We start from the raw sequence: 25220 nt of genomic DNA on the forward strand, positions 1-25220 counted from the left end.
CCGTTGTGCGGGGGTAGGAAAATAGTCCGCACCGTGGTGTGATCCCGCCGTGATCGGGGGTCGCTGCGGTACGGTCCAATCAACCGCTCGTCTGACGAGCACATATCGGAAGCGCCGAGGCCCCACAGCCGAGCAGCGCCCGTTGAATTGGCAGGAGGGACGGGGCGGTGACGCCCCGCATGGATGGACGTCAAGCGATACTTCCGTGCGCCGATCATGTGGGTCGTGCTGGCCGCCCTCGCCGTGTTCGCGTTGATGGAGCTCGTCTCGGACTCGAGCGGCTACAAGACTGCGGACACCGGACAGGTCATCAGCGCTATCAACAGCGACCAGGTGAAGTCGGCGCAGCTCACCACCGGTGACTCGAATCTCATCAAGATCCAGCTGAAGGACGGCCAGAAGCTGCAGGCGGGCTCGAACGGCAAGTCGCCGTCCGGCACCCGCTTCCAGGCCTCGTACACCGGAGAGCAGCAGGCCGCCGACCTGGCCAAGAACCTCCAGGACAAGTTCCAGGCCGACAAGATCCCCGACGGTTACACCGTCAGCCCCGAGAAGCAGTCGACGTTCGTCAGCCTGCTCTTCTCGATGCTGCCGATCGTGATCATCGTGGTGGTCTTCCTGTTCCTGATGAACCAGATGCAGGGCGGCGGCTCCCGGGTCATGCAGTTCGGCAAGTCGAAGGCCAAGCTGCTGACCAAGGACACCCCCAAGACCACGTTCGCCGACGTCGCCGGCGCCGACGAGGCGGTCGAGGAGCTCCACGAGATCAAGGAGTTCCTGCAGGAGCCGGCCAAGTTCCAGGCGGTCGGCGCCAAGATCCCCAAGGGCGTGCTGCTGTACGGCCCGCCCGGCACCGGCAAGACCCTGCTGGCCCGCGCCGTCGCGGGCGAGGCGGGCGTTCCGTTCTACTCGATCTCCGGCTCGGACTTCGTCGAGATGTTCGTCGGCGTCGGCGCCAGCCGGGTCCGCGACCTGTTCGAGCAGGCCAAGGCGAACGCCCCGGCGATCATCTTCGTCGACGAGATCGACGCCGTCGGCCGGCACCGCGGTGCGGGCCTCGGCGGCGGCCACGACGAGCGCGAGCAGACCCTCAACCAGCTGCTGGTCGAGATGGACGGCTTCGACGTCAAGGGCGGCGTGATCCTGATCGCCGCCACCAACCGCCCCGACATCCTGGACCCGGCGCTGCTGCGCCCCGGCCGTTTCGACCGCCAGATCGCGGTCGACCGCCCGGACCTCCAGGGCCGGCTGGACATCCTCAAGGTGCACCAGAAGGGCAAGCCGATCGCGCCGGACGTCGACCTCTCGGCCGTCGCCAAGCGCACCCCCGGCTTCACCGGCGCCGACCTGTCGAACGTGCTGAACGAGGCGGCGCTGCTGACCGCCCGCACGGACAAGAAGCTGATCGACAACCTGGTGCTGGACGAGGCGATCGACCGCGTCGTGGCCGGTCCGCAGAAGCGTTCGCGGATCATGTCCGACAAGGAGAAGAAGATCACCGCGTACCACGAGGGCGGCCACGCCCTGGTCGCGGCGGCCTGCAACTACTCCGACCCGGTGCACAAGATCACCATCCTGTCCCGGGGCCGTGCCCTGGGCTACACGATGGTGCTGCCGGACGAGGACAAGTACTCGACCACCCGCAACGAGATGCTCGACCAGCTGTCGTACATGCTGGGCGGCCGGGCGGCGGAGGAGCTGGTCTTCCACGACCCGACCACCGGCGCCTCGAACGACATCGAGAAGGCCACCGCCACGGCGCGGGCCATGGTCACCCAGTACGGCATGAGCGAGCGCCTCGGCGCGATCAAGTTCGGCTCCTCCGACTCCGAGCCGTTCCTCGGCCGCGAGATGGGCCACCAGCGCGACTACTCGGAAGAGGTCGCCGGGCTGGTGGACGAGGAGGTCAAGAAGCTGATCGAGACCGCCCACAACGAGGCCTGGGAGATCCTGGTCGAGAACCGGGACGTGCTCGACAACCTGGTCCTCGAACTGCTGGAGAAGGAGACGCTGAACAAGGAGCAGATCGCCGAGATCTTCACTCCGGTGATCAAGCGTCCCCCGCGTCCGGCGTGGACCGGTTCGGCCCGCCGCACCCCGTCCACCCGGCCGCCGGTGCAGTCGCCGAAGGAGCTGGCGCTGACCAACGGGGCTGCCGCCGGCAGCACCGACCCGGTCGACGTGGTCAAGCTCCCGCCGGTCGACGGCGGCCAGGTCGAGAGCTGACCGCTCGACCACCTGTTCGGAATGGATGCCGCGTTTCCTGGGTTTGTACCCTGGAGGCGCGGCATTCGTGCTGCACGGACCTTTCCTTCTGACGAGCAGCGAGGCACGCATGATCGACCCGGTGACGCTCGACGGTGAGTCCACCGTCGGCCAGTTCGACCAGAAGCGGGCCGAGAACGCCGTCCGCGAGCTGCTCCTCGCGGTCGGCGAGGACCCGGACCGCGAAGGCCTGCTGGAGACGCCGGCCCGGGTCGCCCGCGCCTACAAGGAGATATTCGCGGGCCTGTGGCAGCAGCCGGAGGACGTGCTCACCACCACCTTCGACCTCGGTCACGACGAGATGGTGCTGGTCAAGGACATCGAGGTGTTCTCCACCTGCGAGCACCACCTGGTCCCGTTCCGCGGTGTCGCGCACGTCGGCTACATCCCCTCCACCAGCGGCAAGATCACCGGCCTGTCGAAGCTGGCCCGGCTGGTCGACGTGTACGCCCGCCGCCCGCAGGTGCAGGAGCGCCTCACCAGCCAGGTCGCGGACGCGCTGATGCGCATCCTGGAGCCGCGCGGCGCGATCGTGGTGATCGAGTGCGAGCACATGTGCATGTCGATGCGCGGCATCCGCAAGCCCGGCGCGAAGACCATCACCTCGGCGGTCCGCGGCCAGCTGCGCGACCCCGCCACCCGCAACGAGGCGATGAGCCTGATCATCGCCCGCTGACGCCCCGTCGACGCCGTGAGGGCGCGCCCCCGACGGGGGCGCGCCCTCACGTCATGACCGGGGTTCGCGGTCCGGCGGCGGAGCCAGGTGGTCGCTGAGCCACTCCAGGGTGGCCGGGAGTTCGCGGCGCCAGGTCTCGAAGGAGTGGCCGCCGTCCGGCAGCACCAGCGAGTCGACCCGGAACTCGGGGTGGGCCGCGGCGACCTGCTTCGCGGCCGCCAGGAACTGCTCGGTGGCCGGGAAGTCCTCCTCGGCGCGGGTGGACACCACCAGCAGGTTCTCGGCCGGCGCGGGCAGGTTCTTCAGTCGCCAGTTCAGGTCGCACTGCTGGGCGGCGGCCCGGTCGCCGCGGAACAGGTCGCCGTCGGTCCACCGGTCGTTGGGCACGGTGTAGTCGGCGTGCAGCCCGGCCGCGCTGCCGAACACCTCCGGGTGGCGCATCCCCAGGCGCAGCGCGCAGGACCCGCCGGTGGAGTACCCGAACACCCCCCAGGACCCGGCCGAGCGGCCGACCCGGTAGGCGGAGCGCAGCGCCGCCGGGACGTCCTGGGCGAACCAGGTCTCGGCCCGCGGGCCGCCGGGCACGTCCACGCACTCGGTGTTGCGGGGCGGGGCGACGGTGGGGCGGGCCATCACGATCACGGTCGGGGCCAGCTGCCCGTCGCGCTGGAGGTCGGCGGCGGTGTGCGGCAGCCGCAGCCCCTCCACCAGGTGCAGCGAGGGCCCCGGGTAGCCGGCCAGCGCGAGCAGCACCGGGAAGCGCTCCCGGGCGTAGCGCTGGTTGAAGTACTCGGGCGGCAGGTAGACGAAGACCTGGTCGGCCAGGCCGGACGCCGTCCCGGTGATCCGCACCGAGTCGACCCGGCCGACCTCCTCCGGCGGCCCCTCGGGCAGCACGTCCTTGACGCCCTCCAGCCCGCCCTCGGCGCTCGGCCGCACCAGCACGGGGGCGTCCGGGGCGGCGCCGGGGGCGCGGGCGGCGGCCAGCGCGACCGGGGCGGCGCCGGGGCGCAGCAGGTCGTTCCAGGAGCTGTAGAACCCGTACGAGTCGTTGACCGACAGCAGCAGCACCGACAGCACCGACACCTGAGTGACGGTCAGCAGCGCGATCCGGCCGAGCAGCGGCAGCGGGCGCTGGCGGGCCAGCCGGGGCCACAGCCAGAGGGTGGCGAGCAGGGCGGCCGCGGCCACCGCTCCCAGCGCGTACACCAGTGCCCGGCTGGTCAGCTCCATGCCTTCCGGTCCCTCCTCGACTCCCGCTCCGCCATAGTCATCTGACGCGTCGTCGGCTGCGAGTGGGGGTACGCTGACCGGGCGTCGGAAATCAGTACGAAAAGGTGCGTGCGCAAGGGGGAACCGACGCTCCAGGATGCGGCGTCCACCCGGGGGGACGCGCCGAACCGCCGGGCGGCGGCCACGGGTGCGACCGGGGCGGACGGCCGCACTACGCCCCCTTGGACCCCCTTTGACGTGCGGATTGCCAGAAAAAGGAACAGTCATGAAGGTCCATCACGACCCCGTTCCCGGAGTGCGCGCACAGCGCCCCGGTGCCTCTAGGCTGGGTTCTCATGAGCGCTCCCGTGTCCGCTGAGACGACGTCCGAAGCACCCCGCCGCCGGGGTCTCCAGGCGCTCCGCACCCAGGCCGCCGCGGTGCCGCGGCCCTGGCTGCCGGGAGCGGTCGGGTACGCGGCGCTGGCGATCGGCCTGATCGACATCGCCTGCGCGATCTTCCCCAAGCTCCGGCTCACCAAGATGCACCTCTGGGCCGGCCAACTCCCGGGCGGCACCACCTCGCTGGCCGCCGCCGGCACCCTGATGGTGGGCATGCTGCTGGTGCTGCTCGCGCACGCCCTGCGCCGCCGCAAGCGCCGCGCCTGGCGCGCGGTCTGCGTGCTGCTGCCGGTCGGCGCCGCCCTGCACCTGCTGCGCTGGCACCAGTTCGGGCAGGCCGCCGTCTCGCTGGCGCTGCTCGCCGTGCTGCTGGTGCACCAGCGCGAGTTCTACGCCAAGGCCGACCCGCGGACCCGCTGGCGGGCCGTCGTCAACTTCGTGGTGCTCGGCGTCGTCTCGGTGCTGCTCGGCCTGGTCATCGTCTCGGTCCGGTGGAAGGCCGAGGTCGGCGACCCGACGCTGTTCGCCCGCCTGGAGCAGGTCGGCTACGGCCTGTTCGGCTTCGAGGGCCCCATCCACTACACCTCCGACCGGATCGCCGACCTGGTCGGCTACTCGCTCGGCGCGCTCGGCCTGGTCACCGCCCTCACCACCGCGTACCTGGCGCTGCGCCCCGAGAAGCCCGAACCCGAGCTCACCCCCGAGGACGAGCTGCGGGTCCGCGAGCTGCTCGCCCGGCACGGCCGCCGCGACTCGCTCGGCTACTTCGCGCTGCGCCGCGACAAGAGCGTGCTGTTCTCGCCCACCGGCAAGGCCGCCATCTCCTACCGCGTCGTCTCCGGCGTGATGCTCGCCTCCGGCGACCCGGTCGGCGACGTCGAGGCCTGGCCCGGGGCGATCAAGGTCTTCATGACCACCGCCCGCGAACACGCCTGGGTGCCCGCCGTGATGGGCTGCTCCGAGGTCGGCGGCGAGGTCTGGACCCGGGAGGCCGAACTCGACGCCCTCGAACTCGGCGACGAGGCCATCGTCGACACCGCGTCCTTCTCGCTCTCCGGCCGCGCCATGCGCAACGTCCGCCAGATGGTCAAGCGGATCGAACGCAACGGCTACTCCTGCAAGGTTCGCCGGGTCGGCGACCTCACCCTCGACGAGAAGCGCCGGATCGCCGACGCCGCCGCCCGCTGGCGCGGCACCGACACCGAACGCGGCTTCTCCATGGCCCTCGGCCGGTTCGGCGACGCCGGCGACGACGAGTGCGTGGTCGTCACCGCGCACAAGGCGCCGGAGGAGGGCGAGAGCGCCACCGGCTCCGGGGACGACCTGAAGGCGGTGCTGCACTTCGTCCCCTGGGGCGAGGACGGCATCTCGCTGGAGCTGATGCGCCGCGACCGGGAGGCCGACCCCGGCCTGAACGAACTGCTGATCGTCGCCGCCCTCCAGGAGGTCGGCGCGATGGGCATCCGCCGGGTCTCGCTGAACTTCGCGATGTTCCGCTCCGCGCTCGCCCGCGGCGAGCGGATCGGCGCCGGGCCGGTGCTGCGCGCCTGGCGCGGCCTGCTGGTCTTCCTCTCGCGGTGGTTCCAGATCGAGTCGCTGTACAAGTTCAACGCCAAGTTCCAGCCCAGCTGGGAGCCGCGCTTCCTGGTCTACAAGAACACCCGCGACCTCCCGCGGATCGGCTTCGCCGCGATGCAGGCGGAAGCCTTCATCACCCTCGGCATGCCCCGCTTCGGCCGCAAGCGCCAGCGGCAGGGCCTGATGCCGGAGCCCTCGGCGCAGCTCCACAAGGCCGCCTGACCGGCGCGCCCCTGGGGCTGCCCGCCGGCGTCGATAATGGGGCGTATGAGCGAGAACGTCCCCGGCCTGCCAGTCCTGTCGCGCTGTGCGGTGATGGGGGTGGTCAACGTCACGCCCGACTCGTTCTCGGACGGGGGGATGTGGCTGGACCCGGGCAAGGCGGTGGCGCACGGGCTGGACCTGGTGGCGCGGGGCGCGGACCTGGTCGACGTGGGCGGGGAGTCGACGCGGCCGGGTGCGGTGCGGGTGACCGAGGCCGAGGAGCTGCGCCGGGTCGTGCCCGTGGTGACCGAGCTGGCGCGGGCGGGCGTGGTGGTGTCGGTGGACACCATGCGGGCGAGCGTCGCGGCGGCGGCGGTGGCCGCGGGCGCCCGGGTGATCAACGACGTGTCCGGCGGACTCGCGGACGCCGAGATGGCCCGGGTGGTCGCCGAGACGGGCGCGCCGTTCGTGGTGATGCACTGGCGCGGGCAGTCGGCGGACATGGACAGCCTCGCGGTGTACGGGGACGTGGTCGCGGACGTGGTGCGGGAGTTGACGGCCCGGGTGGAGGAGCTGCTGGCGGCGGGGGTGAAGGAGGAGCAGCTGATCCTGGATCCGGGGCTGGGGTTCGCGAAGACCAGCGAGCACAACTGGGCCCTGCTGGGCCGGCTGGACGCGCTGACGGCGCTGGGACGGCCGGTGCTGGTGGCCGCTTCGCGCAAGCGCTTCCTGGGTACGCTGCTGGCCAACCCGGAAACCGGGGAGCTGCGCCCGGCGCGGCAGCGGGACGACGCCACGGCGGCGGTCTCGGTGCTGTCGGCGAAGGCGGGTGCCTGGGCGGTACGGGTGCATGACGTGTCCGGCACGGCTGACGCCGTACGAGTCGTCGCGGCCTGGGAGCAGGCGGCGCAGAGGGGGTAGGCGTGGCGGAAGCAGTCAGCGGGAACGACCGGGCGGCGGCGCTGGAGCCGGACGAGGAGGCCGTGCTGGCGGCCAACCAGGCGCTGTACGAGGCACTGGAGAACGGCGACCTGGAGGCCGTCGAGTCGATCTGGCTGGGGCCGGACGAGGCGGACGACAAGGGCGGCGTGTTCTGCGTGCACCCGGGCTGGCCGGCGCTGATCGGCCGGGCCCAGGTGACCCGCTCGTACATGCTGATCATGGCGAACACCGAGTACATCCAGTTCTTCCTGACGGATGTCGAGGTGGACGTGCAGGGCGACGTGGCGCTCGTCACCTGCACCGAGAACATCCTCTCCGGCGGCGAGCCGGAGGAGGAGGGCGAGCTGGGGCCGCTGGTGGGCGGCAAGGTGGTGTCGACGAACCTGTTCCGGCGGACGGCCGGCGGCTGGAAGCTCTGGTCGCACCACGGTTCGCCGGTGCTCACCAGCGGCGACGACGAGGACGACGAGGAAGACGAGTAGCTGCGCTGTCAAGGGCCGCGGCGGCCGGTCCGAACGGGTGGGCGGCCGGGGAGGCGGTCCTGAGCGGTCGGTCCTCGAAGGTAGATTCGAGGGGCGGCGGGCGACGGTGCCCGCCGGTCCCCGCCCTCGGCGGGGCCGTCAGCTGGGAGCAGTGATTCTTTTGCTGGACCGCGTCACCCTGCGTGGGCTCCGTGCCCGGGGCCACCACGGCGTCTTCGAGCGCGAGCGCATCGAGGGGCAGACCTTCGTGGTCGACCTGGTGCTGTTCCTCGACACCCGGCCGGCCGCCGCGGGCGACGACCTCACCCGCACCGCGCACTACGGCGTGATCGCGGAGGAGGTCACCGCGGTGATCGCGGGCGACCCGGTCGACCTGATCGAGACGCTGGCCCAGCGGATCGCCGACCAGTGCCTGAGCCACGAAGTGGTCGAGGAGGTCGAGGTGACCGTGCACAAGCCGGACGCCCCGATCACCGTCCCCTTCGACGACGTCACCATCACGATCCGCCGGGGCCGCGCCTGACCCGCCCCCGGTGGAGCCCCGAGCAGAGGGAACTCCATTGGCCACGACCGACCCGACCGCCACGCCGAGCACGTCCGACCTGCAGGGCAAGGTGGACCGCGTGGAGTCCACCCTGCACGAGACCCGTACCGCCGCCGTCGCCCTCGGCAGCAACCTGGGCAACCGCCTGGAGACCCTGCAGGGCGCGGTGGACGCCCTGGAGGACACCCCCGGGGTGCGGGTGACCGCGGTGTCCGCGGTGTACGAGACCGACGCCGTGGGTGGCCCTGCCGAGCAGCCCAGCTACTTCAACGCCGTCGCGGTGGTGCGCACCTCGCTGCCGCCGCAGGACCTGCTGGAGCGGGCCAACGCGGTGGAGGATGCGTTCGGCCGGGTCCGCACCGTCCGCTGGGGGCCGCGCACCCTGGACGTCGACATCCTCGCCTACGAGGGCGTCAGCAGCGACGACCCGCAGCTGACGCTGCCTCACCCGCGGGCCCACGAGCGGGCGTTCGTGCTGGCCCCGTGGCAGAGCGCCGACCCGGAGGCCGAACTGCCGGGCCGCGGCCCGGTCGCCGAGCTGCTGGCCGGCCTCGGCGGGGCCGAGGCGCAGGGCGTCCGGCTGCGGGCGGACCTGCGGCTGAGCCTGCCGGAGTGAGCGCCAGGCCCGCCCGTCCGGCCGAGCCGGAGGGCGGGCCCGGGGAACTTCCGCGCGCACGCGGGCGTAGCTCCATCGGGGTGCGGCCGGGCCGGTACGGTGGCCTGGTCGCCGCATCCCGTCGAACGACCTGGTCGAACCACTGGGAAGGAACCCCGTCCGCGTGAAGCCGCTCCGTCTCCGCCTGTTGCTCGGCATCATCGCGATCACGGGGGTGCTGTCCTGGGGCGGCGCCCGGCTGTGGGCCGCGCTGGGCACGCTGCCCGCGGTGCCCGCCTACGCGCCGTACGTGCTGGCGGCGATCGCCGTGGTGCTGCTGGCCGCGGCGATCTCGCTGCGCAGCCGGCTGAAGGCGGTGCGGGAGCGGCAGCCGGGGGCGAAGCGGGTCGATCCGCTGCACGCGGCGCGGGCGCTGGTGCTGGGACAGGCCAGTGCGCTGGTCTCCGCGGTGGTGACGGGCATCTATGGCGGCGTCGGAGTGTACCTGCTCGGCTCGCTGGACAACGCCTCCCGCCGCTCCCAGGCGCAGACCGCGGGGTTGGCGGTGCTGGCCGGGGCGGCGGTGATCGCGGTGGCGCTGTGGCTGCAGCACGTCTGCCGGCTCCCCGAGGACCACGACGACCCGAACCACCCGCGCGGGACGGCCGCCTCGCGCTGACGCTCCGCGGACAGCCGGTGACCGAATGATCGCGTCACGTGTTTCTGGCGGCGTGTCAAGGCCCGAATGGGGGGCGAGGCTGACAGGGCCGCGATTCGCACGCTAGTTTCTAGCCATGTCTCGCGGACGCCACCGTCATTCCTCCCTCCTCGGCCGGGCGCTGCCGCCGGTCGCCTCCGGTGTGCTCGTGCTCGCGGCGGTGGCCGCGCTGGTGGCCAGTCCCGACCAGGTGGTGGCCCGCTCGGTCGGCATCGCCGCCGTGGTCGCGGTGGTCGGCCTGGCCCTGGTGCTGCGCCAGCGCGACCGGGCCGCTCGGACGGCCGCCGAGCTCGCCATGGTGCGCCGGCTGCGCGCCGAGGAGCGCTACGAGGAGCAGGTCGCCGAGGCCGAGTACGCGGCCGAGGTCGCCGAGGAGCGGGCCACCCGCTTCGGGCGGCGGCTGACCGCGGAGAAGTCCCGGCTGGCGAAGGCCGAGACGGAGATCGCCCGGCTGCTGCGCGAGCGCGCCGTGATGGTCGCCGAGCAGGCGCTGAAGGAGGCGGAGGCGGCCCAGCAGGCGCTGGCGGCCACCCGGCCCAAGAACCCCGTCACCGCCGCCTCGTACGTCCGCGCGCAGGCCGCACTGCGGCACCTGGAGCGGCAGGCCGCGATCGCCGAGGCGCGCCGCGAGGTGGACGAGCGGGCCCAGGTCGAGCTGCGCCCGAAGATGCCCGAGCCGGTCCCGACCTCGGCGGCGCTGCGCCCGGTCGGCCCGGCGCTGCCCGGCCCGCAGGAGGACGGCGCGCGGCCGGCCGCCGCCGTGCCGGCGCCGCAGCGCCCCCGGGCGACCGCGTTCAGCTTCTTCGGCCGTCCCGGCACCGCCCGGGCCGCGCTGCGGGCGGCCGCCCCGGCCCCCGCGGTCGGCGACCTGGCGGACGTGGTGGGCGACGAGGCGGTGGCCGAGTCGGAGCGCTACGCGGTGGTCGACCACGCCCCGGTGGACGCCGCCCAGCAGCCCTCGCACCAGGCGGTGGAGCAGCCGCCGAGCCACCAGCACGCGGAGTCGGACACCGAGGTGGTCGACCTGACCGCGCACGACGAGACCGAGCTGCTGGAGCTGCCCGAGCTGCGGGCCGGCCGCTCCTGAGTCACCGGCACGACGACGGCCCCCGCTCCTTCCCGGAGCGGGGGCCGTCGCTGTCGGTGCGTCAGACGTTGACGCCGAAGTCCTGGGCGATGCCGACCAGGCCGGAGGCGTAGCCCTGGCCGATGGCGCGGAACTTCCACTCGGCGCCGTTGCGGTACAGCTCGCCGAAGATCATCGCGGTCTCGGTGGCCGCGTCCTCGGACAGGTCGTAGCGGGCGATCTCGGCGCCGCCGGCCTGGTTGAGCACCCGGATGTAGGCGTTGCGGACCTGGCCGAAGCTCTGGCCGCGGGTGTTGCCCTCGTAGATCGACACCGGGAAGGTGATCCGGGTGACGTCGGCGGGCAGCGCGGCCAGGTTGACGTTGATCTGCTCGTCGTCGCCGGAGCCCTCGCCGGTGCGGTTGTCGCCGGTGTGGACGACGGTGCTGTCCGGGGTGCTGGTGTTGTTGAAGAAGATGAAGTGGCGGTCCGAGTAGACCCGGCCCTCACCGTTCAGGACGATCGCGCTGGCGTCCAGGTCGAACTCGGCGCCGGTGGTGGTGCGTACGTCCCAGCCGAGGCCGACGGTGACCGCGGTCAGGCCGGGGGCCTCCTTGGTCAGCGAGACGTTGCCACCCTTGGAGAGGCTCACGGGCATGGTCTGTGGTGTCCCTTCGGTCGGTTTTGTCGGAAGAACGCGGGACGGGCGGCCGATGGTTCCACCACTTGGTGGACGGACGGATTTCCCGCGGGCCGCGGTTCGCCCGGCGATCAGATTCTGGGGTAGCGGCCCTGCACGGTCCAGACGTTCGGATTGTCCGCCAGACCCTCGTGCAGCTCGGTCAGGTCGGCGAGTACATCCTGCAGGAAGTCCCGCGCCTCGCGCCGCAGTTCCGCGTGTCGCACGACCAGTGGTTCGTCCTCGGGGCGCCAGGTGGCGGTGATCTCCACCCAGCCGAACCGGCGGGCGAAGCGCAGCAGTTCGGTGTTCTGGGTGAAGTCCAGGTCCTCGGTGCGGACCCGGGCCTCCCGGCTGCCGCGCGGGTCCTGGTCGAGGCGCTCGGCGATGTCGCACACCGCCCAGGCGAAGTCCAGCACCGGCACCCAGCCCCAGCGGGTCTCCAGGCCGGCGCCCTCGTCCGTCTCCAGGTAGACGTCGCCGGCGAACAGGTCGTGCCGCAGCGAGCGGACCGACGCGGTGCGGTAGTCGGTCTGCGGGGGGTCGGGGATGCGGGTGGAGAGGGAGTAGCCGAGCTCGATCACGCCCGCCATTGTGCCGGGTTAACCAGGTGACGCGGGTCCGGGCCGGGCGGGATGATGGGCGGCATGACTGAGCCCGTGCGCGTACGGGGTTCGGTGGTCGTCCCCGACGCCGAGCTCGTCTGGCGCTTCTCCCGTTCCTCCGGCCCCGGCGGCCAGCACGTCAACACCTCGGACAGCAAGGTCGAGCTCCGCTGGGACCTCGCGGCCTCCGAGGCGCTGCCCCCGGTGTGGAAGGAGCGCGCCCTGGAGCGGCTGGCCTCCCGCCTGGTGGACGGGGTGCTGACGGTCCGCGCCTCCGAGCACCGCTCGCAGTGGCGCAACCGGGAGGTGGCGGCCGCCCGGCTGGCCTCGCTGCTCGGCGAGGCCACCGCCCCGCCGCCGAAGGCCCGGCGGGCCACCAAGCCCACCCGCGGCATGATCGAGCGCCGGCTGGAGACCAAGCGGCACCGCTCCGGGCTCAAGCAGGGCCGCGGCCGGATCCGCCCGGAGTGAGCCGGTGACGGCCCGTCAGCCCAGCTGCCGGTAGCCGGAGCGGAAGTACAGCAGCGGCCGTCCGGCGGGCGCGGGCACCTGCGCGGCCAGTACCCGGCCGAGCACCAGGGTGTGGTCCCCGGCGGGGATCCGCTGCTCGGTGCGGCACTCCACGGTGGCCAGCGCGCCGTCGATCAGCGGTGCGCCCGAGTGCGGGCCGCGCTGCCAGGCGGTGTCGGCGAACAGCAGGCGGTCGCTGAGCCGCCCCTTCATGGCGAAGCGCGAGGCGAGGGTGCGGTGCTCCTCGCCGAGCAGCGAGACCGCCCAGTCCTGGGTCCGGGACAGCAGCTCGTCCATCCGGGAGTCCTCCCGCACCGAGACCAGGACCAGCGGCGGCTCCAGCGAGACGGACAGGAACGAGGTGGCGGTCATCCCCGCGTCCTCGCCGTCCTCGGCGTCGTGGACCGTCAGCAGCGAGACGCCGGAGGCCAGTTGGGCGAGGGCGGCGCGGAACTCCTCGGGGGTGGCTTCGGCCGCTCCGGGGCGGGCGCCGCGGGGGCGGTGGGGGACTGCGGGGCGCTGTACACGTACCGCACGGTAGTCCCCGGTCGGGGGAGCCGGTATCGGGCCCTGGTCGTAGGTCCGCTCGGTCCTTGGTCGTCCACTCCTTGATCATTATGTGATTTGAGTCACACTCACGGGCTATTGCTGACCGAGCGTGCCTATCGCAGTGCTCCCTGTGATTCAGTTCTTCTGGCAATCGGACGACAACCTTTCAAGAACTATCCGAGCAGCCGGGGAGCCCCCGCATGGAAGCCGAGTCGGAGCCCTACGTCCGCCTCGCGACCCTCCGCACCTTGCACCGGGTCGTGGCGGACCTCAACGCTGCCCGGAGCCTGGCGGGAACCCTGCAGGCGGTCGTCGAGGGAGCGGTGCACGGGCTCGGGTTCGACGCCGCCGCGGTCAGCCTGGTGCGCCCCGACGGCGACCTCGTGGTCGCCGCCGTCTGGGAGATCGAGGAGAGCGCCTTCGGCGGGCCCGCCGTGCTGCTCGGCCAGGTCGGCTCCCGCGAGTCCTGGGAGCGGATGCTCCAGGTCTCCGACCACTGGGGCACCCTGCGCTTCCTGCCGCACGACCGCGGCTGGGCCATCGGCACCGACATCCCGACCTGGACCGGCGACGGCCCGATGCCCGTCTACAACAACGACTGGCACCCCGCCGACGTCCTGCTCGCCCCCATGTACAGCGCCGGCGGCGACCTGCTCGGCATCCTCTCCGTCGACCGCCCGCGCAGCGGCAAGCGCCCCGGCGCCTGGACCCGCGAAGCCCTGGAGATGTTCTCCCTGCAGGCCTCGATAGCCATCGGCAACGCCCGGCTGCGCGCCGAGATGCAGCGCGCCCTGGCCCGCCTGGAGAAGGAGCAGCAGGCCCTGCGCGCCAGCGAGGAGTCTTTCCGGCAGGCCTTCGAGTACGCCCCCAGCGGGATGGCCATCACCGAGCTGCACGGCGACGCCATGGGCCAGCTCACCCGGGTCAACGACGCCCTGTGCCGCCTGCTCGGCCGCCCCCGCGCCACCCTCCGCCAGCAGCGCTTCGCCGACCTGGTGCACCCCGAGGACCTCGACCTGCTGCGCCGCACCAGCGCCGAGGGCGGCCGCGCCGAACTACGGCTGGCCCGCCGCGACGGCGGCTACCAGTGGGTCTGCCTGCGCAACTCGGTGGTCGCCGACGCCACCGAGGGCCCCAGCTTCCTGCTCACCCACGTCGAGGACATCGAGGACCGCAAGCGCCACGAGCTCCAGCTCGCCCACCGCGCCAGCCACGACGCCCTCACCGGCCTGCCCAACGGCGCCGAGCTCCGCGCCCGGCTGGCCCGCCGGCTCTGTCCGCGCTCCCCGCACCCCGAACTGCCCGGTCAGGCGCCGCCCGCCGACACCCCCTACCCGGCGTCCTACGCCACCCAGGACGCCCGCCCCGCCCCCGGGGTGCCCGCACCCCTCACGCACGGCTACGCGGCTCCCGACGGGGCCCTGGAGCGCGATCGGGCGGCCTTCGCCGACGGCCAGGTGCTCCGCCACGACGGCACCCCCGCCCACCACGTGCACGCCGTCGTCCCCACCGACCAGCCCCCCGCCGGCGACCTCTGGCACGGCCACCGCCGCGCCGGCCCGGCCGGGGACAAGGGCCTCGCCGTCCTCTACTGCGACCTCGACGGCTTCAAACTCGTCAACGACCGCTACGGCCACAACGCCGGCGACGCCGTCCTGATCGAGATCGCCCGCCGCCTCCAGCAGGTCGTCCGGGAGGGCGACACGGTCGCCCGGATGAGCGGCGACGAGTTCGTGGTGCTCGCCGACGGCATCGGCCGCGAGGAGGCCAAGGAGCTGGCCGGGCGGCTGCGCAGCGCCATCCTGCCGCCGATGCGGATCGACAACCGTGCGGTCCGGGTCGGCGTCAGCCTCGGCATCGGCTGGGCCGGCTGCGGCATGAGCATCGACGAGGTGCTGCACTCCGCCGACGAGCGGATGTACGACGAGAAGCGGACCCGCGGCAGCGCCGCCCGCGGCTCCCGCGGCGAGCGCTCGCACCGCCGCGCGGGCTGAACCGCTTGCCCCGAGCTCATCGGGGACAGGTAGGGTGCCCTGGGTACGGAGCACATCCAGCAGTGGGAGTTTGACGGTGACCACGCCCGGCGACAACGGCGAAGCGCCCGACAGCGCGGGCCAGGACGACCCGTTCGCCTACCTGTACCGCCCCGCGGACGGCGAGCAGCCGGTGGCCGAGCGGCCCCGCACCGGCTACAGCCGTCCCATGGAGGTCGGCCGCGCCACCTACGGCGAGCGACCGGCCCAGCCGCAGACCCCGCCGCCGCCCGCGTTCGGGCCCGGCGCCGAGGCCACCACCGCGCTGCCCCAGCAGAGCCGCTACGCCGAGCGCTCCCGGCCCCGGCCCGGCGAGGACCGGCCGGCCGGCCGCGGCAAGGCCACCGTCATCGGCGCCGTCGCGGTGGTCGCGGCGATCGCCATCGGCGCGGGCGTCGCCCTCTCCACCGGCGACCCCGGCGGCAAGCCGCAGGCCGGTGCGACGGGGCACACCACCAGCGCGCCGAGCACCGCCGGTACGGGCGCGAGCGGCAGCGCGAGCCCGTCGGCCAGCGCCAGTGCGGCGAGCGACCCGATCGGCGACGCCTCCAAGCTGCAGGCCCAGGGCGCGTCCCCCGACTCCACGGTCAAGGGCGCGATCTCGGCCGACGGCAGCTACCTGGTGCTGCAGGCCGGCTCCACCGTCACCTGGACGGTCAACGCCGACACCGCCGGGCAGACCAAGTTCTGGCTGCACTTCAACAACACCGGCACCGACCAGCCCGCGCAGGTCACCGTCAACGGCAAGGAACACCCCAACGGTGTGACCTTCAAGAACTACTCCAAGAACCCCAGCCCGGACCCCAACCAGTCCTGGTACAGCACCAACATATGGCCCACCCTGGTGGCCGGCCCGAACACCATCACGGTCACCGTTCCGGCCGGGGCCGCCAACACCGTCCTGCTCGACCAGGTCGCGCTGACGCCGATGAGCGTCAGCTCTTACCCGACCAAGTAGGACGGCGGCCGCGCCCCGGCCGGGGCGCGGGTCAGCGGGCGGACACCACCCGGGCCAGCTGCTCGACCGTCCTGGTCATCGCCTCCCGGGCCGCCGTCAGGTACCTGCGCGGGTCGGTGGCGGCGGGGTGCGCGGCCAGGTGGTCGCGGACGGCCGGGGTGTAGGCGAGGTTGAGCGCCGTGCCGATGTTGATCTTGACCATGCCGGCGGCGACGGCCTCGGCCAGGGCCGCGTCGGGGACGCCGGAACTGCCGTGCAGGACCAGCGGGACGGGGACGGCCGCGGCCAGTTCGCGGATCAGCGCGTGGTCCAGGCTCGCCGTCCTGGAGGTCATCGCGTGCGAGGAGCCGACCGCGACCGCGAGCGCGTCGACGGCGGTGTCGGCGACGTAGCGGGCGGCCTCCGCGGGGTCGGTGCGGGCCCCGGGGGCGTGCGCGCCGAGCGGCGGCTCACCGTTCTTGCCGCCGACCCGGCCCAGCTCGGCCTCCAGGTGCAGGCCGTGGCGGTGCGCCCAGGCGGCGGCCTCGGCGGTGGCCTTCACGTTCTCGTCGTGCGGCAGCGCGGAGGCGTCGAACATCGCGGAGGAGAATCCGGCGGCGGGCGCCGCGCGCAGCAGGTCCACGTCCTCGACGTGGTCCAGGTGTAGCGAGACGGGGACCCGCGCGGCGGCGGCCACCTCGGCGCAGGCACGGGCGATCGGCAGCAGGCGTCCGCCGCGGAAGGCGACCGCGTTCTGGCTGAGCTGGAGGACGACGGGCGTCCCGGCGGCCTCGGCGCCGGCGGCGATGGCCTCGGCGTGCTCCAGGGTGATCACGTTGAACGCGGGCAGGCCGCGCTTCTCGGCGGAGGCGGTGGCGAGCAGGTCGGAGGTACGGGCGAGCGGCACGGGTGGTTCTCCCGGTGGGGTGAGTAGCGAGGCGCAGGTTCCGCTGCTCACCCCCGGGGCGGGAGGACCGGGAGCCGCCCGGGTGGGCGGCGCCGGGTCAGGCCGGGTTACCGGCCCTGGCGAAGCGGTCCGCGCCGACGATCCACTCGCCGCGGCGCATCACCGCGACGAGCTGGTAGCTGTCGGAGTCGAGGACGACCAGGTCGGCGTTCTTGCCAGCCTCCAGGGTGCCGAGGGTGTCGCCCAGGCCCAGCAGCCGGGCGGGGACGGTGGACAGCGAGGTGACGGCCTGGTTGAGCGACAGGCCGAGGACGGTGACGGCGCGCTGGAAGGCGACGTCCAGGGTGAGGGTGGAGCCGGCGATGGAGCCGCCCTCGACCAGCCGGGCGACGCCGTTCTCGACCCGGACCTGGAGCGGGCCGAGCGGGTACAGGCCGTCACCCATGCCGGCGGCGCCCATCGCGTCGGTGATCAGCGCGACGCGCTCGGCGCCGGCCGTGCCGTAGGCGAGCTCGACCACCGAGGGGTGCAGGTGGATGCCGTCGTTGACCAGCTCGACGGTGACCCGCTCGTCCTCGAGCAGGGCGACGATCGGGCCCGGGGCGCGGTGCTGGATGCCCGGCATCGCGTTGAACAGGTGGGTGGCGACGGTCGCCCCGGCGTCGATCGCCTGCAGGGTGACCTCGTAGTCGGAGTCGGTGTGGCCGACGGCGGCGATGATGCCGAGGTCGGACAGCATCCGGACGGACTCCAGCCCGCCGGGGAGCTCCGGGGCGAGGGTGAACATCTTCGTGTGGCCGCGGCCGGCGTCGGCGAGCTTGCGCACCAGCGCCGGGTCGGGGTCGCGGAGCAGGTCGGGGCGGTGGGCGCCGCACCGGTTGTGCGAGATGAACGGGCCCTCGAAGTGGATGCCGGCCAGCACGCCGTCCTCGACCAGCTCGGAGAGCACTGCCGCCTGCCGGCAGACCTCGTCGATCTCGCCGGTGACGGTGGAGGCCATCGTCGTGGTGGTGCCGTGCTCCAGGTGCGTGCGGGCGGCGGTGAGCGCCTCCTCGGCGATGCCGGAGGCGTACGAGGCGCCGCCGCCGCCGTGCACGTGCAGGTCGACGAAGCCGGGGACGACGGTGTACCCGGTCAGGTCGAGGTCGTCCGGTTCCGTCTCGCCGCCGAGGCCCGCGATGCGGGAGCCCTGGACGGAGAGCCGGCCGCCGTCGATCACCCCGCCGGGAAGGACCAGTCGGGCGCCGGCCAGTGCTGTACGGTCCGCGGTCACGCGGTCACCTCCATGGAGAGCAGATCCCAGGCGAGCAAGCCTGCGCCCAGGGACGCGGCGGTGTCTTTGAGCATGGCCGGTACGACCTTCGGGGGCATCTGGAAGGTCAACCGCTCCGACACCGCGGCGCGCAGCGGGGTGAAGAGCGTGTCACCGGCCTCCGCCAGCCCGCCGCCGACGATCACCGTGGACGGGTCGAGCAGGCTCTGCGCCAGCACGATGCCGTCGGCGAGCGCGTCGACCGCGTTCTGCCAGACCTCGACCGCCGCCGGGTCGCCGGCGTCGACGGCCAGCGCGCAGGCGGCGGCGTCGGCGTCCGGGTCGCCGGAGGCCGCGGCCCAGGCGCGGGAGACCGCGGAGGCCGAGGCCAGCGTCTCCAGGCAGCCGCGGGCGCCGCAGCCGCACTGCGGGCCGCCGGGGCGGACCACCACGTGGCCGATCTCGCCGCCGTAGCCGTGCGCGCCCGCCTCGATGGCGCCGCCGATCCCGATCGCGCCGGCGATGCCGGTGCCGAGCGCGATGAACAGGAAGCGGTCGACCCCCTGCCCGGCGCCGATCCGGCCCTCGGCGAGGCCGCCGGAGCGGACGTCGTGGCCGAGGGCGACGGGCAGGCCGCCGAGGCGCTCGCCGAGCAGCTTGCGCATCGGCAGGTCGCGCCAGCCGAGGTTGGCCGAGAAGACCGCGATCCCGTTCTTCTCGTCGATCGTTCCCGGCACGGCGACGCCCGCCGCGAGGGGGGCGGCGCCGAACCGGGCGCGGCCCTCCTGCGCCAGGTCGGCGGCGAAGTCGAGGATGGTGGCGACGACGGCATCGGTGCCGTGCTCCCGCCCGGTCGGTCGGCGTGCTTCGTACAGCACGGAGCCGTCCTGGGCGACCAGCGCGGCCTTCATGCCGGTGCCGCCTACATCGAGTGCGATGACGTGCTTCACGGGGGACAGTTTCCCTTGGCCGGGTCTAAGAGGTCTAGTCCAGTTGCTCGATTGGTCTGGTCCTGAGAGGTGAGGTTTATCGCTCTTTGCCGTCTCCTGGGCGGTTTGCGTGGCGGAGCCGTTACCCGACGTGCGGTCAGCCGAGGACGATCGACCGGGTCAGGTTGCGCGGCCGGTCCGGGTTCAGGCCGCGGTGCTCGGCCAGCGCGACGGCCAGCCGGTGCACCCGGACCAGGTCCGCCAGCGGGTCCAGCCCGCCCGGCTGCGAGTCGGCCACCAGCCGGCCGCCGACCGCCGCGACCTCGCCCGCCAGGCCGTCCGGCAGCTCGCCGAACGCCCAGGCGGCGCGGCCCGGGGCGGTGATCGAGATCGGGCCGTGCCGGTACTCCATCGCAGGGTAGGCCTCGGTCCAGGCGAGCGCGGCCTCGCGCATCTTCAGCCCGGCCTCCTGGGCCAGGCCGTTGGTCCAGCCCGTGCCGAGGAAGGAGATCTGCTCCAGTGCCACCAGCTCCTGCGGCACCTGCCAGGCGACCGCGCGCTCGGCGTCCGCGGCGGCCTGCTCGACGGTGCCGACGCCGGCCGGGCGGGCCGCCTCGCTCTCCAGGTGGGCCCGGAGCAGGGCGAGCACGGTGGTGGCGAAGCGGGTCTGCACCACCGAGGACTCGTCGGCGAAGCCCAGGTCGACCAGGTGGCCGGCCACCGCCGCCACCGGCTGGTCGGGGCAGGCGGTGATCGCGGTGGAGGGCAGGCCGGTGGTGGCGAGCAGCCGCAGCACCTCGGTGGTGGTGCCGGAGCGGGTGATCGCCAGCACCCGGTCGTAGCGGCGGGCGTGCGGGAACTCGGAGGCGGCGAAGGCGTCGGTCTCGCCGTGGCCGCCGGCCTCGCGCAGTGCGGCGTACGCCTGCGCCATGAACCAGGAGGTGCCGCAGCCGACCACGGCCACCCGCTCGCCGCGCTGCGGCAGGCCGGCCGGGCCGGTCGCCGCCAGCGCCGCGGCGGTGCGCCAGTTCTCGGGCTGGGTGGCGATCTCCTCGCCGGTCAGGGACGGGTGCGGCATGGGTGCGGGCTCCTTCGGCTTCGCCGGACAGGACTGTGTGCGCAAAGCTGATTGATTTATAGCTGTTTCGCGCATCATTGCGCAATGCATCGGGAGCGGCCCCGGTGTGCGAAGCTGTCCCGACCGTGAACGGGGCTGTGCGGGAGGAGCGGGACGGTGTCCAGGTACGAGCGGTGGAACGCGCTGCTGGAACTGCTGGCCGAGCACGGCAAGTTGGACGTCGAGGAGGCGGCCGGCGCGCTGGACGTCTCGGCCGCGACCATTCGCCGCGATCTGGACCAGCTGGCCCGCCAGCAGATGGTCACCCGCACCCGGGGCGGCGCGGTCGCGCACAGCGTCTCCTACGACCTGCCGCTGCGCTACAAGACCGCCCGCAACGCCGACGCCAAGCAGCGGATCGGCGCCCTGGTGGCCGGACTGGTCGCCCCCGGCGAAGTGGTCGGCCTGAACGGCGGCACCACCACCACCGAGGTGGCCCGCGCGCTCGCCGTCCGCGCCGACCTGGCCGAGCAGGGCGAGAGCGGCCAGAGCCTGACCGTGGTCACCAACGCCCTCAACATCGCCAACGAGTTGACGGTCCGTCCGCAGGTGAAGATCGTGGTCACCGGCGGCGTCGCCCGCCCCCAGTCGTACGAGCTGATCGGCCCGCTGGCCGCCCAGGTGCTCGGCGAACTCGCGCTGGACGCCACGGTGTTGGGCGTGGACGCGATCGACGTCGAGCACGGCGCCACCGCCCACCACGAGGGCGAGGCGGCGATCAACCGGCTGCTCGCGGAGCGGTCCCGCCGGGTGGTGGTGGCCGCCGACTCCTCCAAGCTCGGCCGCCGCGCCTTCGCCCGGATCTGCGGCCTGGACCGGGTGGACACCCTGGTCACCGACGACCAGGTGCCGGACGAGGTCGCGGCCGCCTTCACCGACGCCGGGGTCACCGTTCTGACGGCGTGACAGTTCGGATAGCGGACGGTTGTGCAGTCCACGTTGCGCTGGGTGCAACCGGATCTGACACTTCGATAACTTCCGTCATCAGAGGTCTGGACCACTGCGCTGGGTGACTGCCAGGGTCGCCGCTGTCACCTTTCCCGAAGGCGGTCCACCTTGAAGCGATCAGCGCTGCTCCCCCTGCCCCTCGTCGGCTGCCTGCTGCTCTCCGGCTGCGGCGCCCTCACCGACCTGGGAGGGGTGACGCTCAACCTGGTCGCGGCCGACTACGGCGACAGCCAGGCCAACTCCAGCGCCGCGTACTGGAACCAGGTCGCCAAGGACTTCGAAGCCGCCAACTCCGACATCAAGGTGCACGTCGACGTGGTCTCCTGGGACGACATCGACAAGCGCGTCGCCGACCTGATCGCCAAGGGCAAGGTCCCCGACATCGTGCAGACCGGCGGCTTCGCCGACCAGGTCTCCGCCGACCGCCTCTACCCCGTCGGCGACGTGCTCTCCATCGACACCCAGGCCAACCTGCTGGACTCCTTCAGCAAGGCCGGGCAGGTGCTCGGCAGCCAGTACGGCATCCCGTTCATCTCCTCCAGCCGGGTGTTCGTCTACAACAAGGAGATCTTCGCCAAGGCCGGCATCGCCGCCCCGCCCACCACCTGGGAGGAGCTCCGCAAGGACGCCGAGCTGATCCGCGCCAAGGTCCCCGGCGTCACCCCCTACGCGCTGCCGCTCGGCCCCGAGGAGGCCCAGGCCGAGTCGATGATCTGGACGATGAGCGGCGGCGGCGCGCTCTCCGACAGCGTCGGCAACTACACCCTCGACAGCACCCAGAACCACGAGACCTTCAAGTGGGTGCGCACCAACCTGATCGAGAAGGGCCTCACCTACGGCGAGCCCGGCAAGGTCAACCGGAAGACCGCCTTCGAGGACTTCACCAACGGCAAGGTCGCCATGCTCAACGGCCACCCCGGCCTGCTCAAGGCCGCCGCCGGCAAGGTCCAGTACGCCACCGCGGCCATCCCGCGCAAGGACAAGAACGTCAAGCCGGTCGCGTTCGGCGTCGCCGACTGGCTGATGGCCTTCAAGGCCAACGGGCACCGCGCCGAGATCAAGAAGTTCCTCAACTTCGCGCTCTCCAAGGACAACACGCTCAAGTTCGACGAGGAGTACAACCTGCTCCCCGTCACCCAGGACACCCTCGACGAGCTGTCCGCCAACCCCGCCCACGAGGACCTCACCGAATTCCTCAAGGTGCTGCCGACCGCCAGCTTCTACCCCTACGGCGACCCCTCCTGGGACAAGGTCAGCAGCCTGCTCAAGCAGCGCATGGGCGAGGCCGTCCGGCCCGGCGGGGACGGGGTGCTCGGCGAACTCCAGACCGCCGCGACCGCCGAGGCCTCCCGCGCCCGCAAGGGCTGACACCCCGGCCGCTTAGCCTGGACGCATGGCCGAACTGACCGACCGCGACCGGGCGGTCCTCGAACTGGAAGCACGCGGGTGGCGGACCGCCGGCGCCAAGGAACAGGCGATCCGGCAGGAGCTCGGGATCTCCGCCACCCGCTACTACCAACTGCTGGGCGCGCTGCTCGACCGGCAGGAGGCGCTGGCCTTCGACGCCGTCCTGGTCAACCGGCTCCGACGGGTCCGGCAGGCGCGGCGCGACGCCCGGCAGTGACCGGATACCGCCCGCCGGCCGCCCGCGCCCGGTAGCGTCGACGGCATGGGAATCGCCGAACAGATCACCTCCCCGGCAGGCCGGACCGGACTGGCGGGCCTGCTCGCCGACCCCCGCTCCGCCGTCGTGGGACTCGACTTCGACGGCACGCTCGCCCCGATCGTCGCCGACCCCGACCACGCGCGCGCCCACCCGGGCGTCGTCCCCGCCCTCACCGCGCTGGCCCCGCTGATCGGCTCCGTCGTCATCGTCACCGGCCGGCCCGCCGCCACCGCCGCCGCCTACGGCGGGTTCGCCGCCGCGCCCGGCCTCGAACACCTCACCGTCCTCGGCCACTACGGCGCCGAACGCTGGGACGCCCGCACCGGCGCCGTCACCGCCGCCCCGCCGCCGCCCGGGGTGGCCGCCGTGCGGGCCGAACTCCCCGCGCTGCTCACCGAGCTGAAGGTCCCCGAAGGGACCTTCGTGGAGGACAAGGAGCGCGCCCTGGCCGTCCACACTCGGCGGGCGCCCTCACCGGACGAGCTGCTGGAAGAGCTCCGCGCCCCGCTGGGCGAACTGGCGCACCGGCACGGCCTGGTGGTCGAACCCGGCCGGATGGTGCTGGAGCTGCGCCCGCCCGGCGTCGACAAGGGCGCGGCGCTGCGGGGCTTCCTCGCCGAGAAGTCCGCGGACGCGGTGCTCTTCGCCGGCGACGACCTCGGCGACCTCGCCGCCTACGACGAGATCGCCCGCCGCCGCGAGGCCGGCCACCCGGGCCTCCTGGTCTGCAGCGGCCCGGTCACCGGCGAACCCCCCGTCGCCGCCCTCGCCGCCCGCGCCGACCTCCTCGTGGCCGGCCCCGCCGGAGTCGTCGACCTGCTGAACGGCCTCGCGGAGTTGCTCAGTTCCTGACCGTCGCCCCGACCGGGGGCGCGGGTCCCCGCGCCCCCGGCGGGGCGCTAGTTCAGGGCGTTCAGCTGGTCCAGGAACCATTGCTGGGGCGGGAGCGCCGTGGCGGCGGCGGCCAGGCGTTTGGTGCGGTCGGTGCGTTCGGCCGGGGGCATGGCGAGGGCCTCGGCGAGGGCGTCGGCGGTGGCGATGACGTCGAAGGGGTTGACGGTGATCGCGTCGTCGGCGAGTTCCGCGTGGGCGCCGGCCTCGCGGGAGAGGACCAGGGCGCAGCCCTGGTCGGAGACGACCGGGACCTCCTTGGCGACCAGGTTCATGCCGTCGCGGATGGGGTTGACCAGGGCGACGTCGGCGAGCCGGTACGCGGCCAGCGAGCGCGGGAAGTCGTCGTCGACGTGCAGCAGCACGGGCTGCCAGTCGGGGGTGCCGAATTCGGCGTTGATCTCCGCGGCGATGCGTTGCACCGCGGCGGTGTAGTCCCGGTAGGCGGCGAGGTCGGTGCGCGAGGGGTACGCGAAGGCGATGTGGACGACCCGGTCGAGCCATTCGGGGCGGGTGCGCAGCAGGTGCCGGTAGGCGAGCAGGCCACGGACGATGTTCTTGCTGAGCTCGGTGCGGTCGACCCGGACGACGGTGCGGCGGTCGCCGACGGTCGCGCGCAGGGCGGCGAGGCGTTCGTCCACGTCGGGCCGGTGCGAGCGGTCGCGCAGGAAGTCGCCGTCGGCGCCGAGCCCGTGGACGCCGATCCGGGTGGTGCGGCCGCGGTGCGTGACGGTCAGCGCGGAGCGGTCGACGCTCGCGCCCAGGACGGCTTCGCAGCAGTCGGCGAAGGCGAGGGCCCAGCGGCGGGTGAGGAAGGCGGCGCGGTCGGCTCCCAGGATGCCTTCGAGGACGGCGGCGGCGACGTCGTCGGGCAGCAGCCGGTAGTAGTCGGGCGGGGCCCAGGGGGTGTGCGAGAAGTGGCCGATCCGCAGGTCCGGGCGGAGCGCGCGGAGCAGCGCGGGGGTCAGTGACAGGTGGTAGTCCTGGATCAGCACGGCCGCGCCGGGGGCGGCCTCGGCGGCGAGGGCCTCGGCGAAGGCGGTGTTGTAGGCGAGGTAGGCGGCCCACTCGGTGCGGAACTCGGGGCCGAAGGCGGGTTCGACCGGCATCTCGTACAGCAGGTGGTGGACGAACCACAGGGTGGAGTTGGCGACGCCGTTGTAGGCGCGGGCGAAGGTCTCCGGGGCGATGTCCAGCATCCGGACGGCCTGTCCGCCGACGTCGTGTCCGGCCAGGTCGAGGCGCCCGTCGGGGGCCTGCCGGGCGGCGGTGCGGTCGGCGTCGGAGAGCGCGGCGCACACCCAGACGGCTGACGGGTCGTCGATCGCGGACAGGCCGGAGACCAGACCGCCTCCGCCTCTGCGAAGGGTCAGGGTGCCGTCGTCCTCCGTGCGGAAGGACACCGGACCGCGGTTGGAGGCCACCAGGATCGGGGCGGCTCCGGACTGCTCGGGGCGTTCGGACGCGTGATCGGCCATACAGCCAACCTTGCCGTGCGATCCGCCGACCAAACC

General features: G+C 73.2%; 25 protein-coding genes. 16 read left to right on the forward strand and 9 right to left on the reverse strand.

Annotated features, from left to right (window positions below; translation table 11 throughout):
- Positions 1-183 precede the first annotated feature (183 nt).
- A complete protein-coding gene (gene ftsH, locus BX266_RS19700; protein WP_099901622.1) occupies positions 184-2226 on the forward strand; it encodes an ATP-dependent zinc metalloprotease FtsH in 2043 nt (680 codons plus the stop codon).
- 109 nt (positions 2227-2335) lie between these two features.
- Positions 2336-2941: a GTP cyclohydrolase I FolE gene (folE, locus tag BX266_RS19705; RefSeq protein ID WP_099901624.1), complete on the forward strand. Its 606-nt coding sequence runs from the start codon at positions 2336-2338 to the stop codon at positions 2939-2941.
- 51 nt (positions 2942-2992) lie between these two features.
- Here the strand turns inward: folE and BX266_RS19710 are convergent, their stop codons facing one another.
- Positions 2993-4174 carry an esterase family protein gene (locus BX266_RS19710; RefSeq protein ID WP_099901626.1) on the reverse strand — a complete coding sequence of 394 codons (1182 nt, stop codon included), beginning with the start codon at positions 4172-4174 and terminating at the stop codon, positions 2993-2995.
- A gap of 335 nt (positions 4175-4509) precedes the next feature.
- On the opposite strand from BX266_RS19710, the gene BX266_RS19715 reads away from it, so the two are divergent.
- From BX266_RS19715 to BX266_RS38715, 7 genes are all read left to right on the forward strand, one after another.
- A complete protein-coding gene (locus BX266_RS19715; RefSeq protein WP_259464764.1) occupies positions 4510-6354 on the forward strand; it encodes a phosphatidylglycerol lysyltransferase domain-containing protein in 1845 nt (614 codons plus the stop codon).
- Between the two features lie 36 nt (positions 6355-6390).
- Positions 6391-7257 (forward strand): dihydropteroate synthase, encoded by an 867-nt coding sequence (gene folP, locus BX266_RS19720; protein ID WP_180290538.1) that lies wholly within the window; start codon positions 6391-6393, stop codon positions 7255-7257.
- Between the two features lie 2 nt (positions 7258-7259).
- Complete coding sequence (locus BX266_RS19725; protein ID WP_180290539.1) at positions 7260-7760, forward strand: nuclear transport factor 2 family protein; 501 nt, start codon at positions 7260-7262, stop codon at positions 7758-7760.
- Between the two features lie 163 nt (positions 7761-7923).
- Positions 7924-8283, forward strand: a complete 360-nt coding sequence (gene folB, locus BX266_RS19730) for a dihydroneopterin aldolase (protein ID WP_099908072.1) — start codon at positions 7924-7926, stop codon at positions 8281-8283.
- A 37-nt stretch (positions 8284-8320) separates the two neighbouring features.
- Positions 8321-8920, forward strand: a complete 600-nt coding sequence (folK, locus tag BX266_RS19735; RefSeq protein ID WP_099901632.1) for a 2-amino-4-hydroxy-6-hydroxymethyldihydropteridine diphosphokinase — start codon at positions 8321-8323, stop codon at positions 8918-8920.
- A gap of 163 nt (positions 8921-9083) precedes the next feature.
- Positions 9084-9578 carry a DUF3180 domain-containing protein gene (locus tag BX266_RS19740; protein ID WP_099901634.1) on the forward strand — a complete coding sequence of 165 codons (495 nt, stop codon included), beginning with the start codon at positions 9084-9086 and terminating at the stop codon, positions 9576-9578.
- Between the two features lie 115 nt (positions 9579-9693).
- Positions 9694-10704, forward strand: a complete 1011-nt coding sequence (locus BX266_RS38715) for a hypothetical protein (RefSeq protein ID WP_180290540.1) — start codon at positions 9694-9696, stop codon at positions 10702-10704.
- A 61-nt stretch (positions 10705-10765) separates the two neighbouring features.
- On the opposite strand, the gene BX266_RS19750 is transcribed toward BX266_RS38715, so the two are convergent.
- Together BX266_RS19750 and BX266_RS19755 are read right to left on the reverse strand one after the other, a co-directional pair.
- A complete protein-coding gene (locus tag BX266_RS19750) occupies positions 10766-11341 on the reverse strand; it encodes a TerD family protein (protein ID WP_099901638.1) in 576 nt (191 codons plus the stop codon).
- A 113-nt stretch (positions 11342-11454) separates the two neighbouring features.
- A complete protein-coding gene (locus tag BX266_RS19755) occupies positions 11455-11946 on the reverse strand; it encodes a hypothetical protein (RefSeq protein ID WP_099908075.1) in 492 nt (163 codons plus the stop codon).
- A 63-nt stretch (positions 11947-12009) separates the two neighbouring features.
- Here BX266_RS19755 and arfB point away from each other — a divergent pair, with 63 nt between their 5' ends.
- Positions 12010-12438, forward strand: coding sequence for an alternative ribosome rescue aminoacyl-tRNA hydrolase ArfB (gene arfB, locus BX266_RS19760; RefSeq protein WP_099908077.1), 429 nt, complete (start codon positions 12010-12012; stop codon positions 12436-12438).
- Positions 12439-12453: 15 nt separating this feature from the next.
- On the opposite strand, the gene BX266_RS19765 is transcribed toward arfB, so the two are convergent.
- Positions 12454-13041 carry a flavin reductase family protein gene (locus BX266_RS19765; protein ID WP_120314390.1) on the reverse strand — a complete coding sequence of 196 codons (588 nt, stop codon included), beginning with the start codon at positions 13039-13041 and terminating at the stop codon, positions 12454-12456.
- Between the two features lie 185 nt (positions 13042-13226).
- Here BX266_RS19765 and BX266_RS19770 point away from each other — a divergent pair, with 185 nt between their 5' ends.
- Entirely contained in the window at positions 13227-15020 is a 1794-nt protein-coding gene (locus BX266_RS19770) for a diguanylate cyclase domain-containing protein (RefSeq protein ID WP_099901640.1), read from the forward strand.
- Between the two features lie 76 nt (positions 15021-15096).
- Entirely contained in the window at positions 15097-16017 is a 921-nt protein-coding gene (locus tag BX266_RS19775) for a hypothetical protein (RefSeq protein ID WP_099901642.1), read from the forward strand.
- 31 nt (positions 16018-16048) lie between these two features.
- Here BX266_RS19775 and BX266_RS19780 read toward each other — a convergent pair whose 3' ends face one another.
- The 4 genes from BX266_RS19780 to BX266_RS19795 all read right to left on the reverse strand — a co-directional run bounded on the left by BX266_RS19780 (position 16049) and on the right by BX266_RS19795 (position 20162).
- Entirely contained in the window at positions 16049-16903 is an 855-nt protein-coding gene (locus BX266_RS19780; protein ID WP_099901644.1) for a ketose-bisphosphate aldolase, read from the reverse strand.
- Between the two features lie 97 nt (positions 16904-17000).
- Positions 17001-18176 (reverse strand): N-acetylglucosamine-6-phosphate deacetylase, encoded by a 1176-nt coding sequence (gene nagA / locus BX266_RS19785; RefSeq protein WP_099901646.1) that lies wholly within the window; start codon positions 18174-18176, stop codon positions 17001-17003.
- A complete protein-coding gene (locus tag BX266_RS19790) occupies positions 18173-19105 on the reverse strand; it encodes an ROK family protein (RefSeq protein WP_099901648.1) in 933 nt (310 codons plus the stop codon). Before BX266_RS19790 ends, nagA begins: the two co-directional genes overlap by 4 nt.
- 136 nt (positions 19106-19241) lie before the next feature.
- Positions 19242-20162, reverse strand: coding sequence for an SIS domain-containing protein (locus tag BX266_RS19795; protein WP_099901650.1), 921 nt, complete (start codon positions 20160-20162; stop codon positions 19242-19244).
- Positions 20163-20318: 156 nt separating this feature from the next.
- Between BX266_RS19795 and BX266_RS19800 the strand changes: the two genes are divergently transcribed.
- The 4 genes from BX266_RS19800 to otsB all read left to right on the forward strand — a co-directional run bounded on the left by BX266_RS19800 (position 20319) and on the right by otsB (position 23667).
- Entirely contained in the window at positions 20319-21107 is a 789-nt protein-coding gene (locus tag BX266_RS19800; RefSeq protein ID WP_099901652.1) for a DeoR/GlpR family DNA-binding transcription regulator, read from the forward strand.
- Positions 21108-21257: 150 nt separating this feature from the next.
- Positions 21258-22517: an extracellular solute-binding protein gene (locus BX266_RS19805; RefSeq protein ID WP_259464765.1), complete on the forward strand. Its 1260-nt coding sequence runs from the start codon at positions 21258-21260 to the stop codon at positions 22515-22517.
- A 25-nt stretch (positions 22518-22542) separates the two neighbouring features.
- A complete protein-coding gene (locus BX266_RS19810; protein WP_099901654.1) occupies positions 22543-22773 on the forward strand; it encodes a DUF3263 domain-containing protein in 231 nt (76 codons plus the stop codon).
- A 45-nt stretch (positions 22774-22818) separates the two neighbouring features.
- Complete coding sequence (gene otsB / locus BX266_RS19815) at positions 22819-23667, forward strand: trehalose-phosphatase (RefSeq protein WP_099901656.1); 849 nt, start codon at positions 22819-22821, stop codon at positions 23665-23667.
- 47 nt (positions 23668-23714) lie between these two features.
- Here the strand turns inward: otsB and BX266_RS19820 are convergent, their stop codons facing one another.
- Positions 23715-25184: a trehalose-6-phosphate synthase gene (locus BX266_RS19820; RefSeq protein WP_099901657.1), complete on the reverse strand. Its 1470-nt coding sequence runs from the start codon at positions 25182-25184 to the stop codon at positions 23715-23717.
- Positions 25185-25220: the final 36 nt, after the last annotated feature.

It is taken from the genome of Streptomyces sp. TLI_171 (genome assembly GCF_003610255.1).
Lineage (GTDB): Bacteria > Actinomycetota > Actinomycetes > Streptomycetales > Streptomycetaceae > Kitasatospora.